12 protein-coding genes and 1 tRNA gene are annotated in these 12,798 nt (G+C 71.9%); 6 read left to right on the top strand and 7 right to left on the bottom strand.

Annotation, left to right across the window (positions count from 1 at the left end; translation table 11 throughout):
* Positions 1-102 precede the first annotated feature (102 nt).
* A complete protein-coding gene (locus ACFCZF_RS30375) occupies positions 103-1,008 on the bottom strand; it encodes a glycosyltransferase family 2 protein (RefSeq protein ID WP_376674345.1) in 906 nt (301 codons plus the stop codon).
* Positions 1,009-1,238: 230 nt separating this feature from the next.
* On the bottom strand, positions 1,239-1,535 hold the full coding sequence (locus ACFCZF_RS30370; protein ID WP_376674344.1) for a hypothetical protein: 297 nt from the start codon (positions 1,533-1,535) through the stop codon (positions 1,239-1,241).
* 276 nt (positions 1,536-1,811) lie between these two features.
* Between ACFCZF_RS30370 and ACFCZF_RS30365 the strand changes: the two genes are divergently transcribed.
* The 6 genes from ACFCZF_RS30365 (at position 1,812) to ACFCZF_RS30340 (ending at position 4,981) form a co-directional block, all read left to right on the top strand.
* Positions 1,812-2,363, top strand: coding sequence for a Uma2 family endonuclease (locus ACFCZF_RS30365; RefSeq protein WP_376674343.1), 552 nt, complete (start codon positions 1,812-1,814; stop codon positions 2,361-2,363).
* A gap of 948 nt (positions 2,364-3,311) precedes the next feature.
* Positions 3,312-3,665 carry a hypothetical protein gene (locus ACFCZF_RS30360; RefSeq protein WP_376674342.1) on the top strand — a complete coding sequence of 118 codons (354 nt, stop codon included), beginning with the start codon at positions 3,312-3,314 and terminating at the stop codon, positions 3,663-3,665.
* Entirely contained in the window at positions 3,662-3,874 is a 213-nt protein-coding gene (locus ACFCZF_RS30355) for a hypothetical protein (protein ID WP_376674341.1), read from the top strand. The genes ACFCZF_RS30360 and ACFCZF_RS30355 overlap by 4 nt, the downstream gene beginning before the upstream one ends.
* Positions 3,871-4,179: a hypothetical protein gene (locus ACFCZF_RS30350; protein WP_376674340.1), complete on the top strand. Its 309-nt coding sequence runs from the start codon at positions 3,871-3,873 to the stop codon at positions 4,177-4,179. The genes ACFCZF_RS30355 and ACFCZF_RS30350 overlap by 4 nt, the downstream gene beginning before the upstream one ends.
* Positions 4,176-4,766: a hypothetical protein gene (locus ACFCZF_RS30345; RefSeq protein WP_376674339.1), complete on the top strand. Its 591-nt coding sequence runs from the start codon at positions 4,176-4,178 to the stop codon at positions 4,764-4,766. Before ACFCZF_RS30350 ends, ACFCZF_RS30345 begins: the two co-directional genes overlap by 4 nt.
* Positions 4,763-4,981: a hypothetical protein gene (locus ACFCZF_RS30340; protein WP_376674338.1), complete on the top strand. Its 219-nt coding sequence runs from the start codon at positions 4,763-4,765 to the stop codon at positions 4,979-4,981. Before ACFCZF_RS30345 ends, ACFCZF_RS30340 begins: the two co-directional genes overlap by 4 nt.
* Before the next feature lie 238 nt (positions 4,982-5,219).
* Here ACFCZF_RS30340 and ACFCZF_RS30335 read toward each other — a convergent pair whose 3' ends face one another.
* The 5 genes from ACFCZF_RS30335 to tmk all read right to left on the bottom strand — a co-directional run bounded on the left by ACFCZF_RS30335 (position 5,220) and on the right by tmk (position 12,661).
* On the bottom strand, positions 5,220-5,342 hold the full coding sequence (locus tag ACFCZF_RS30335; protein ID WP_376674337.1) for a hypothetical protein: 123 nt from the start codon (positions 5,340-5,342) through the stop codon (positions 5,220-5,222).
* A 439-nt stretch (positions 5,343-5,781) separates the two neighbouring features.
* Positions 5,782-5,855, bottom strand: a tRNA-Thr gene (locus tag ACFCZF_RS30330).
* 118 nt (positions 5,856-5,973) lie between these two features.
* The gene (locus ACFCZF_RS30325) at positions 5,974-7,635 is read right to left on the bottom strand and encodes an alpha/beta hydrolase (protein WP_376674336.1); all 1,662 of its coding nucleotides are present in this window, start codon (positions 7,633-7,635) and stop codon (positions 5,974-5,976) included.
* 90 nt (positions 7,636-7,725) lie between these two features.
* Entirely contained in the window at positions 7,726-8,931 is a 1,206-nt protein-coding gene (locus ACFCZF_RS30320; RefSeq protein WP_376674335.1) for a DNA polymerase III subunit delta', read from the bottom strand.
* Between the two features lie 190 nt (positions 8,932-9,121).
* Entirely contained in the window at positions 9,122-12,661 is a 3,540-nt protein-coding gene (gene tmk, locus ACFCZF_RS30315) for a dTMP kinase (RefSeq protein WP_376674334.1), read from the bottom strand.
* Positions 12,662-12,798 lie beyond the last annotated feature (137 nt).

The following is a 12,798-nucleotide window of genomic DNA, read 5'->3' as shown; positions in this document are numbered from 1 at the left end:
GTAGAACGCGTTGCTCGGGGGAGTGTCGCCGCTGCGGCCGGGTCCGGGGACGTATGAGGGCCCCGTTCGTCAGAGGTGAACGACCGGGGCTCTCTGTCCTGCTCAGATGACGGGCGGCCGGCCCAGCCGGGTGAGCCGCCCCACCGTGCGCCAGCGCATCGGCCGCCGCTCCCCCGCGGGCTTGCGCAGGCCCTCCGCGAACCCGCCGAACCAGGCCCGCAGCCCGCCGAGCGACCGGTTGCGCGCCAGCGTGAGCAGCATCCACACGCCGAGGTGGACGGGGATCAGCGGCAGTGGCAGCCGGCGGCGGGCCAGCCAGACCCGGTTGCGGGCGTTGACCCGGAAGTAGACGGCGTGCCGTGCGGGCGAGGTCTTCGGGTGCTGGAGCAGCAGCTCGGGCGCGTAGAGGATGCGCCATCCGGCGTCGGCCGCGCGCCAGGCCAGGTCGGTCTCCTCGTGCGCGAAGAAGAACTCGGCGGGCCAGTCGCCGACCTCGTCGAGCATCGTCGACCGCAGCGCGTGCCCACCGCCGAGGAACCCGGTGACGTACCCGCCCCGCATGGGGTCGGAGGCGCCGACCCGGGGGACGTGCCGCTGCTGTGTCTCGCCGTGCTCGTCGGCGATCCGGAAGCCGACGATGCCGAGCCGGTCGTCGGCGGCGAACAGCTCCCCCACCCGGCGCAGCACATCGGCGTCCACGAGGAGCCCGTCGTCGTCCAGCTCCACGACCACGTCGGTGTCGCCGAACTCCCGCAGCCGCGCGAGCGCCACGTTCCGCCCGCCGGGACAGCCCAGGTTCTCGTCGACCTCGATGGGCGTGACCTCACCGGGCAACGACAGCCGCGCGGCGAACTCGGGCAGCGGGCAACCGTTGCCGACGATGACGATCCGCGCGGGCGGAACGTCCTGCTTGGCCACGGACTCCAGCAGGGCGTCGACCTCGGCGGGCCGGTTCCCCATGGTCACCACGGCGACGGCGATCCTCGGACCACCCGTGTACTCGCCCATGCCCTCACCTCGTCCCCGGCCGACAGCGTGTGCGCGATGCTAACCGTTCACGACCGCGATTCCCGGCGTACGCCCCTCCGCGGCCCCGCGGTTCGCCGCACTGGCCGCGTGGTCATGGTCGCCGGCCACTGGCCACCGGCCACTGGTACGGAGAACCGCAAGGAACGGTTCAGAACTCGTGATCTTGATGTGAGGGATGCGGTTCGCCTCCGGTAGTGACTGATGCATGATCATGCCTGGTGGGCGGCCGCGCCAGTCGGACGAGGCAAGTGAGTGGGCCGTGTCGCGGGCGGCCGGACGACGAGCGCGATGAATAGGCGGCAGATCTCGTGGCAGGCAAACGGGATCACGTCGTCCAGTGTGGGCCGGTGTGCGTGTTCGTCGGCGCGGACGACGGCGAGGAAGGCGTGGGTCGGCATCGCCAGGGTGACCCGGCGGACCCAGGCGGGACAGCGGCGGACCTGGTGCTCCAGCCCGCCCGGCCCTGGTGACGACTGATGCCGCCAGATGCCGGTGTGCCTGATCACATCACATGCCTCGTACCGGACGCCGGTACCTCGTACCGCAACGTCCGAAGGTGTCCAGCCACCCCATGGCCACCCGGAAGGTGCCCGCCGCGCCTGAAAGCCACCCAACGCCAGCTGTTGGGTCTGAACACCTACGGGCCCGGCGCACGCCCCCGCATCACGGCGTCCGCTCGTGCGGACCGGTTCCCCCTCGTGGTGCGCGCACGCCACGGAAGTCCGCCCGTGGGACGGCTCTGTCCGCCGTATCATGACGGCACACGGGAAGGAGCACCGTCCATGAGTGTCGACGCGATCACGCACACCGAGTTCCCCGCGGGATACGTGGTGTTCTTCGGCGCCGACGGAAAGATCATCATGACCCCGCAGAGCGAAGAGCACTCCAGCACGATCAGGTCGATGCAGATCGACTCTCTCGCCCTCGGCCGTCACGCAAAGGTCACCTCGGACGTCTACATCGACTTCCCCGCCGACGAGAACTCCGCCCCCGACCTGGCCATCCTGCGCGAGGACGCGCACAAGGAGGGCAAGCGCTACAGCTTCGAGGACGTCCTGTTGATCTCGGAGGTCGTCTCCACGTCCTCGGCACGCAAGGATTACGACGACTGCACCGCGAAGTACGGCCGGTACGGCATCCCCGTCTACCTCGTCGTGGATCCATACGCCCGGGAAGTCGTCCTGCACACCGAGCCCACCTCCAGCGGCTACAGCACCGCCCACACCCGCGCATACGGCACAGGCAAGCTCCCCATCCCCCTGGCCGACGGCCGCACCTTCACCCTCGACCTCGACGAACTCCCCCTGCCGGACCCGAAGCCCGACACGCACTGAGTCTGGTGAAAACGCGCCCCGAAGAAGGAAGAGGCCCGGCACCCGGTCGGCGAGGGCACGATCATCGAAACCGCGGCTGAAGAGCTCCACGCATTGGGGCGCTCGGGGTTGGGTGATCCCTCCCGGGGCTTCCCTGTCCTTCCGGCCCCATTCTGGTCCCAGGGAGGCCCGGCGGCGGGCTGGGCCGGGACCCGTCGGGCGAGACTCCAGTTCCGGCCCGGCGACAATAGGGCGTCCAGCGCACCGACCCAGCGACGCGAAGTCGCTCTCCTCGCATGCCCCGCACCGTTCATCCGGTGCGGGGCAAGGTCGGCACCATCACCGACGCGGTCCGCTCCGTCGTCGCCCCCGCCGCCCTCATTGCCGACCAAGCCAAGACCGCGATCGTCGAGGTCCTGAACCCGGCCGACCTGGACGAGGTCGACGAGATCCCCCGGTCGAGCAGAACGAAGCCGCCGCCCGCGAATACGCGCTCGCCGCCGACCAGGCCTGCCGCACCGACCGCAGCGAGCGCGCCGCGAAGAAGGTCCTCGACAAGCTGCCCGCCAGCGCATAGGGCACATGGCGCGTCTTCCGCACCCCGTCCTCGCGGTAGGCCCCGGACCTCGCCGAGATCACCCGCATCTTCAAGGCCCACGGCCTCGGTCCCGTCTCGATGAAGCCCTGCGCCCCGAGCCTCGACGTCGAGCTCACCGAGGCCGCACCGGTCGACGTCGATACCGCGGTCCTCGTCACGGCTTAGCAGTCACCCAGATCCCGAAAAAGGGCCCACTCTACGCGCTTCGTAGCAGTGCGGTACTCGGTCTCAGGGGCAGCGTCCCCCGAACGGAGAAGGACGCCTGTTCCGCCCTCGCCAGGGCGACTACCACCAAAAGCAGAACGCCCTCGGCCGGTTACGTCAACGGTCCCGAGGTCTGGACCCAACTCCTGAGTTGAAGGAGCAAGACCATGGCGAAAACAGCAACAGGTGTTACTCCCGTCGGCGTCACCAAGCACCTAGCTTCTCTGCCTCCACAGCCCGAAGCCCTCAATTCCGACGCAGGAATGCAGGCCCGTGTCGAGCAGGACTCCGCCCGAATCATGGCTGTCGTCAACGACCCCACCACCGTGTTCGAGGTGCTCACCGCTGCGCATGGCATCCAGGTCGTGGAGTTGGAAGGTCCATTCGACGGCCTGTACGGGCACTACCTGCAGCTCAAGGACGGCACCCGTCTCCTCGCTGTCCCCGCCGGACAGGCTCCCGCCACGCGCCTGTGGGCCGCACGCGCCCTCCTCGCCCACCAGGGCGTGATGCCGGTATGACCTTCTCCGGCTCAGACAAGGCCACCACCGCCACCCCCACCGCGTTCCTCGACCGGCTCGCCGCCGTCCTCCCCGGGGCGGTCGACGAGGCGATGCGGAAGTCCCTCCCGGACGTGTACACCCCGGAGAAGGCCAAGGAACTCGCGGACGACATCTTCCTCCGCCTCCGCCAGCTGTACACCGACAAGGCCACGGAGGTGACGCTGTGACCGTCTCCGCCACGAAGCCGTCCACCGACCATCTGATGGACACCCCCCTGCCCGTGCTCATCAACGAGTTGGGCGTCACCCTAACCGACCCCCCGATCATCGACCGGTCGTTCTTCGGTGCCGTCATCGTCCAGCGCAAGACGGGTGAGCTGCGGCTCACCATGCCGACCGGGCGCAGCGAACTGGAGCACCACACTGCCGCCCGGCACCTGCTCGCCCAGGCGCTCGGAGTACCGGTGCCTGGCATGCCAGCGCCGTTCGTCACGACCCGTATCCCCACCAAGCAGACCGGGGTGACGCTGTGACCGCCACGATCCCCCTCGACCTCGCCCTCACGGTCCGACGCGGAACCACCTCCCCCGGCAAGGCCGCCGACATCCGCGACCTCAGTGCCGCCGACGGCACCGCCACCCTCGTCTACGACAGGCACCTCACTGATCCCGGCACCGCCGTCTGGCTCGCCCGCGTCTTGCTGCGCCGGCACGGGTACGCCGTCCGCGAGGTGATCCTCGACGGCATGGGACCGGGCATCACCGCCCTGTTCCGGGAAGCGTCCCAGCTCCGCCTGGACGTCCACCTGGGCAGCGGCAAAGGCACTCCCAGGGTCGTCACCTACGACGACTGCCCGGCCGCATACCAGGTCCCGGCTGGCTGGGACCTGGCGAACGCCACCGACCGGCTGCCCGCCGCCCATGCGGCGGCCCGCCCCCACGTTGTCCGCGCACTGCGCGCCATCGACGTAGAGAAGGAGAACAACGGCGGGCGTATCGACAAGGCCCTCGACGTGGCAGCCGGGATGATCCTGGAGATTGGGGACCCCGACCAGGTGTGGGACACGCTCACCCGTGTCCTCTGCGAGACCGGGTCCGAGCGGGCGGAAATGTCGGCATGACGACCGCCGTCAGCGCCGACGCCGCCCGCATCATCGCGCAACTCCGGGAAGGGCACGCCGCGATGAACGCGGCTGGGCTCGGCAGCCCCGCACTGGACGACTTCAACAACCTGCTCATCGAAATGATCGCCGAGGCTCCCGACCCGAAGTTCCGTCTCCACGAGATCGTCGAGCTCCTCGCCCGAGAACGCGGCATGACTGCCAAGTCTGCCTGAGCGGCACCCCTTAGATGGCTCGGGGCTCAGCGACTCCACCGCTGGCCCAGGGCCAGGGACTCGAGCATTCACCAACAAGGAGTCAGACCTTGTGCAGGCCAGTAACCACCTCTGGGAGCACGGCGAGGCCGAGGGATGGTGGCACTGGGAGGAAGGGTGCGTCACCAGCGCCTGGCGAGCCACTGCCACTACCTGACTGCCGTGTTGGCACTGATCGTCTCCCTCTGATGCCATTCGCTCAGCCGCGGTTGCTGTCCGCCCGTTCATCGCTGTTCCACATGACGGGCATGGCTCCGACGGGTTCGGACCGGATGTCCGGGTTGTTGCTGTGGACCAGGGCGAAGAAGCGGCGCTGAAGCACTGCGGCCCGGCGATCCTCGACCGGCCGCCCAGCCGACGTCGCGACCTGGTATCGGTGAACATCACCGCTGGCTGTACCGCTGCGGCGGCTCCTGTCGATCGTGCCCCAGGTGGAACGCGTTGATCGTGGAATTGTCCGGATGGCACGACTCTGCGGCCCCAAACACGCCCGTGACCGCACAGCAGATCGGGACCCATTTACACAATCGCTGCACGCTTGGCCACCACATGGCCACCACACCGAAACCGACAGACCCGAGCTGACCGGCAGCACAGAGCAAAAAGCGAGGTCACAGCCCTGTGGACCCAAGTGCCCACTGCCAGTCGATCCCAGACCTACGCATTGCGATGCGTAGAACACAGGTGCCCGATTAGCCCGGATTCCAAGGTCACCCGAAACAAGAAACCCCAGGTCAAAGCCCTGACCTGGGGTTCGATAGAGCCGCCTTCGGGATTCGAACCCGAGACCTACGCATTACGAGTGCGTTGCTCTGGCCATCTGAGCTAAGGCGGCGTGCGCTGTGCACCATGGTGCGATCAGCAACGTCGGTAAGTCTACACAGTTTCCGAGGGTGCCTCGTACCCGCCCCGGAGGCTCGGGCTCCGGGGCGGGAAGGGCGGTCGCCAGGGCGCTACGAGCAGCGTTTGCCGTCTTCCGGTGCGCTGCCGCGCAGCAGATAGGTGTTGATCGCGGAGTCGATGCAGGTGCTGCCGCGGCCGTAGGCGGTGTGGCCGTCGCCCTCGTACGTGAGGAGGCGGCCGGAGGAGAGCTGGTCGGCCAGGGCCTCGGCCCAGCGGTACGGGGTGGCCGGGTCGCGGGTGGTGCCGACCACGACGATCGGGGTGGCGCCGGCGGCCACGATGCGGTGCGGCTCACCCGTGGGCTCCACCGGCCAGTACGCGCAGTTCAGGGAGGACCAGGCGAGGCCCTCGCCGAAGACCGGGGACGCCTTCTCGAAGTCGGGGAGCGCGTCTCGCACCTCGTCCGGGGAGGTGAAGGCGGCGGGGAGGTCCAGGCAGTTCACGGCGGCGTTGGCGAACATCAGGTTGCTGTAGCCGCCGTCGGCCTCGCGCTCGTAGTAGCTGTCGGACAGGACCAGCAGGCCGGCGCCGTCGTTCTCCTTCATCGCCGAGGTCAGCGACTCGCGCAGCTGCTGCCAGGCACCCTCGTCGTACATCGCCGCGATCACGCCGGTGGTGGCCAGTGACTCGGTGAGTTTGCGGCCGTCCGCGTCGCCGGTGGGGACGGGCTTGGCGTCCAGGTCGTCGAAGAAGGCCTTCAGGTTCTTGCCGACCTGGTCGGGGGCGGTGCCCTTGTCGCCGAGGGGGCAGTCGGGCTGCCGTACGCAGTCCTTCGCGAAGGACTGGAACGCCGTCTCGAAGCCCGCCGTCTGGTCCATGTTCAGCCGGCGTGCGGGCAGTGACGGGTCCATCGCGCCGTCCAGGACCAGGCGGCCCGCCCGGTCCGGGAACAGGCCGGCGTACGTCGCGCCGAGGAAGGTGCCGTAGGAGGCGCCGACGTAGGTCAGCTTCTCGTCGCCGAGCACCGCCCGCAGGATGTCCATGTCGCGGGCCGCCTCGACGGTCGACACGTGACGCAGCAGTTTCGGCGCGTCCGCTCCGCAGCCCTCGGCGAACTCCTGGTAGGCGTCGACCAGCTTGTCCGCCTCGGCCTCGTCGTCCGGGGTGACGTCCGTCCGCGTGTACGCGTCCATCTCGCGGCCGTCGAGGCACTCGATGGGCTCGCTGCGGGCCACGCCGCGCGGGTCGACCGCCACCATGTCGTACTGGGCGCGGACCTCCTGCGGGTAGCCGATGCCCGCGTACTGCTGGAGGTAGCCGATCGCCGAACCGCCCGGTCCGCCCGGGTTCACCAGCAGCGAGCCGAGCCGCTTGCCCGGGCCGGTGGCCTTCTTGCGGGCCACGGCGAGCCGGACGTCTCCCTCGGTCGGCTTCGCGTAGTCGAGCGGGGCCTTCATGGTGGCGCACTGGAAGCCGGGGACACCGCAGTCGCGCCAGCTCAGCTTCTGCTCGTAGTACGGCGCCAGCGCGGAGGGCGTGGCCTGCGGCAACGCGGCCAGGGACGCCTTCGCCGCCTCCGTCGATCCGGCCGCCTCCGCCGCCGAACCGGCCGACGTCGACGCGCCCCCGGCCGAGCAGGCGGTGGCGAGCAGCGCGGCGGCCAGGAGCATGGCTCCGGTACGGGTCCTGCCGGTACGAGTCCTGCCGGTACGAGTTCTGCCGATCCGGGTCCTGCCGATGCGGGCCCTGCGGTGGGTGCGCCTTGTGTGCATTCAGCGAGCGTAACTCTCCGCGACTTCATCGATGCTGTGTGTGCTCGACGTGCCTCGTACGAGTTACGTCGTCAACCCCGCCTCGGAGCGTCAGCCCGCTCTGAGCGCCATCGCCATCGCCTCGACCGCGAGAAGCGGCGGCACATTGCGGTCGAGGGCCTCCCCGCAGGCGGCGATCGCCTCGATGCGGCGCAGGGTGGACTCCGGTGAGCTGCCGCGGGCGAGACGATCCAGGGCTTCCTCGGCGTCGGCGTTGGCGATCGCCACACGGGAGCCGAGCTGGAGGGCGAGGACGTCGCGGTAGAAGGCGGTGAGGTCGGTCAGGGCGAGGTCGAGGCTGTTGCGTTGGGTGCGCGTTCTGCGGCGCTTCTGGTTCTCCTCCAGATCCTTCATCACGCTCGCCGTGCCGCGCGGCAGCCGGCCGCCCTGTGCCGCGCCCAGGGCGGCCTTCAGTTCCTCGCTCTCCTTGGTGTCCATCTCCTCGGCGAGCTGCTTGGCGTCCTCCGCCGCGGCGTCGACCAGTTCCTGGGCCGCCTTGAGGGCACCGCCGACGTCCTCGACCCGCAGCGGCAGCTTCAGCACGGCGGCCCGGCGGCCCCGGGCGGCCGGGTCCGTGGCCAGGCGGCGGGCGCGGTCGATGTGGCCCTGGGTGGCGCGGGCCGCCGCGGCGGCGACGTCCGGCTCGACGCCCTCGCGCCGTACGAGCATGTCGGCGACGGCGTCGACCGACGGGGTGCGCAGGTTCAGGTGGCGGCAGCGGGAGCGGATCGTGGGCAGGACGTCCTCGACGGACGGGGCGCACAGCAGCCAGACCGTACGCGGGGCGGGTTCCTCCACGGCCTTCAGGACGGCGTTGGCGGATTTCTCGTTCAGCCGCTCGGCCTCCTCGACGAGGATGATCTGCCAGCGGCCGTTCGCGGGTGAGGTGAACGACTTGCGGACCGTGTCCCGCATGTCCGGGACGCGGATCTCCGCACCCATGGCGACCACCGTGCTGACGTCCGCGTGGGTGCCGACGAGCGCCGTGTGGCATCCGTCGCAGAAGCCGCAGCCGGGGACCCCGCCGAGTGCGCGGTCGGGGCTCACGCACTGCAGCGCGGCGGCGAAGGCCCGCGCCGTCTGCGCCACCCCCGCGCCGGGCGGGCCGGTGAACAGCCAGGCGTGCGTCATGCTCGACGTCTCGGGGAGCGGGCCGTCGGCCGCGGCGGCGGTGACGAAGGCGTCGGCGTCCCGGGCAGCGGCGGCGAGCGGTTCGCTCACCTTCTCCTGCCCGACGAGGTCGTCCCACACGGTCATGGGTCACGCCGCCCTTCCGTCACGTTCCGTCGTACTCCGCCGCGCTGCTCCGCACTCCGCGTCGCGTCCTCCATTGTGCGGGGCGGCACTGACAACGGAGGCCGGGGACGCCCGGGGCCCCCCGGGGGGGAGCGGGAGCGGGAGCGGCACGCGGAGGTCGAGCGAGGACGGGAACCCCGGGGGCGACCCGTCAGCCTCGGCCCCGCCCCTTCCCCCGACGGCCCTCGCCACCGTCACGGCCGTCGCCACGCCTGCCGTCGCCACGGCCGCCATCGCCCCGGCCACCGTCACCACGGCCGCCATCGCCCCGGCCGCCTCCGTCGTGATCGCCGTCACGCGGGCCGAGCAGCTCGTCCGCCAGGGTCGGCAGGTCGTCCAGCGGTGTCTCCTCGGCCCAGTCCGAGCGGCGCCTGCGGGGCGGTGCCTGGTCGGGGTCGATCTGGGGCAGCTCGCGCGTGCGGTCCTGGGGTTCCTCGGACCGGTCGGGGCGAGCGGCCGGGCCGTCCTCCCGGAAGTAGCCCGGCGGGACCCGGTCGGCGGGGTCGTCCCCGCGTACGGGGGGCAGCACCGCGGTCTCGTCGGCGGCTCCCGGCGTGACGGGCGGCAGCACCGCCGTCTCGTCGGCGGCCCGCGGCGTCACAGGCGGCAGCACCGCCGTCTCGTCGGCGGCCCGCGGCGTCACAGGCGGCAGCACCACCGTCTCGTCGGCGGCCCGCGGCTCCACCGCCGGCAGCACCGCGGTCTCGTCCGCCGCGCCCGTCGTGCCGGGCGGCACCGTCGGCTTGGGCAGTTCGGTCGTCGTCTCGGACTCGGACTCGGACTCGGGTGCGCGCGCCTCGGACACCCCGGACGCCCGGCCGTCGTCGCCGCGCCCACCCCGGGTGCCGTCCTCGGCGCCGCCCCGGTCGTCCGGCGAGCCGGCCGAGTCCCGAGCGTCGGCGGGGTCACCCGAGTCCCGCACCGGCCGCAGTACCGCCGTGTCCTCGACCGGTCCGCCGGAGGCGTTCGTCGGGGTCACGACCGGCGTCGGCACGGTCACCGCGTCCGACGGGGCCGGAGCGGCCGGCCTCGGCCGGGGTGCGTCCGCCGCCGGAGGCGCCGTCGGCCTCGGACCCGCCGCGGCCGCTGCCGCCGCCTGCTCCGCCGCCCGGCGAGCCTCCTCGGCCCGCATCAGGGCCTCCTCGGCCTTGCGCTGCTTCTCCAGGCGCCGGGCCTCGGCCTCGGCGCGCAGGCGCTCCTCCTCCTCGGCCTGCTTGCGCCGCCGTTCCTCCTCGGCCCGGCGCCGCGCCTCCTCCTCGGCCCGTGCCTTCTCCTCCGCGAGGAGCCGTGCCCGCTCCTCCTCGGCCTTCCGGCGCGCTTCCTCGGCCCGCTGCCGGGCCTCCTCGGCCTGCCGTTCGGCCTCGCGCCGCTGCGCCTCCTCCAGCTCGCGGCGCTTGCGCTCCTCCTCCTCGGCGCGCAGCCGCTCCAGCTGTTCGAGGCGCTCGCGCTCCAGGCGCTCCTCCTCGGCCTTGCGCGCGGCCTCTTCCTCGGCCTTGCGGCGCGCGTCCTCCTCGGCCTTGCGGCGTGCCTCCTCCTGGGCCTTGACCTCGGCCTCGGAAAGCGGCAGCACCTGGTCGAGCCGGTGGCGCACGACGGTGGTGACGGCCTCGGGCTCCTGGCCCGCGTCCACGACGAGGTAGCGCCCGGGGTCGGCCGCGGCCAGGGTCAGGAAACCGGAGCGCACGCGCGCGTGGAACTCGGCGGGCTCCGACTCCAGCCGGTCCGGCGCCTCGGTGAACCGCTCGCGCGCGGCCTCCGGTGCGACGTCCAGCAGGACGGTCAGGTGCGGAACGAGCCCGTCGGTCGCCCAGCGGTTGATGCGGGCGATCTCGGTCGGCGACAGGTCGCGGCCGGCGCCCTGGTAGGCCACCGAGGAGTCGATGTACCGGTCGGAGATGACCACGGCACCGCGCTCCAGCGCGGGCCGGACCACGGTGTCGACGTGCTCCGCGCGGTCGGCGGCGTACAGCAGCGCCTCCGCGCGGTGCGACAGACCGGCGCTCGACACGTCCAGCAGGATGGAGCGCAGGCGCTTGCCCACCGGGGTCGCCCCCGGCTCGCGCGTCAGCACGACCTCGTGCCCCTTGCCCCTGATCCACTCGGCGAGTGCCTCGGCCTGGGTGGACTTCCCCGCACCGTCGCCGCCCTCCAGGGCGATGAAGAATCCGTTGGTCGCGGGCGTCGGCACCGGGTCGTCGCCGCCGAGCAGCGCGTCCCGCAGGTCGTGCCGCAGCGGTACGCCGGAACGGTCGTCGACCTTGGCCAGCACCAGCGCGGCCACCGGCAGCAGCAGCGCGCCGACCAGCATCAGCACGAACGCGGCGCCGCCGTGCGCGAAGACGAACTTGCCGTTCTCCAGGCGGTGCGGTCCGATCGCCGCCGCCACCACCGGCGCGACGACCGCGCCGAGCGCCACATAGACCCGGACGACCGCGTGCAGGTGCTCGGTCGTGCGCGTCCGGCGGTGATCCTCGGTCTCCTGGTCGAGCAGTGTGTGCCCGGTGTTGGCCGCGACGCCCGCGCCGACTCCGGCCAGCGCGAGGAGCAGCAGCACGGTGGTGTCGTCCGGGACGAGGCCGGCGGCCAGCAGGGCGACGCCGGCGAAGGCGATCGCCAGGGCCAGCAGCCGCCGACGGGACAGTGAGGGCAGCAGGGCGGGGGCCGTGCGGATGCCGACGACGACACCGCCGGTCAGCGCGCCCACCATCAGTCCGTACAGCACGGGGCCGCCGCCGAGGTCCTTGGCGTGCAGCACCGCCACGGCGACCGCGGCGGCCACCACGGCGGCGACCGCCGCGCAGGCGAGCACCAGCAGCGGGAGGGCGCCGGTGCGGCCCTTGTCGACGCCCGAGTCGCTCTTCGGACGGCGCATGCCCTCCAGCGGCGACCGCGCGCGCGGGGTGCGGACGCCGGGCAGCTCCAGGAAGGTCACCACGGACAGGGAGGCGGCGAACAGCCCGGCCGCGACATACGAACCGAGCGCCGCCTGATGCTCGGCGAACCAGTCGACACCGGCGCCCAGCAGGTTGTTCAGCAGTCCCGCGACGACCAGCACGGCGCCGGCCAGCGGGACCGCCACGAAGCTCGTACGCAGCGACAGGCGGCGCAGCGCGTCCATGTGGTCGGGCAGCGGTCGTACCGTCGCGCCCTCCGGGGGCGGGGCGGGCAGCAGCGCGGGCGCCGCGCTCTCCCGGCACACCGTCCAGAAGCGCTCGGCGACGCCGGTGACGAAGACGGTCACCAGGAGGACGGCGAGCGCGTCGTCCGGCGTCCAGTCGATCCACAGGGGCGCGACGATCAGCAGCCCGGCCCGCAGCCCGTCGGCGCCGACCATGGTCCAGCGCCGGTCGAGCGGACCGTCCTGCGAGGTGAGTGAGGTGAGGGGCCCCAGCAGTACGGCACCGAAGAGCAGCGTCGCCAGGATGCGTACGCCGAAAACGGTCGCCACTGCGAATGCCACGCCCCGGTAACCACCGCCGAACGAGCCCGCGCCGATCGCGGCCTGGACGGCGAGGAGGACCAGCACCAGGAGGGCGAGGATGTCGCCGACACCCCCCACGAGCTGTGCGCTCCACAACCGCCTCAGCTGCGGGCGGCGCAGCAGGGCGCGGACGGCGCGCTCGCGGGAGTCCGCGACCAGGGCGTCGTCCGGGGCGGGGTGAGGGGCCGTTGGCTGCTCGGCTCGCGTCATGCGTTCAGCCTATCGGTCGTCAGTGACAGTCCGGCGTGCCCGGCCGAACGTACGCACGCCCCGACACCGAAATGATGCCGGGGCGTTCGTTTCGCGAAGAGCGCGGAACACTGCGGGAGAGTCCGCGAAGCGTCGAG

It is taken from the genome of Streptomyces sp. NPDC056296 (assembly GCF_042268605.1).
GTDB lineage: Bacteria > Actinomycetota > Actinomycetes > Streptomycetales > Streptomycetaceae > Streptomyces.
This window is presented reverse-complemented; position numbering and strand designations above follow the sequence as displayed.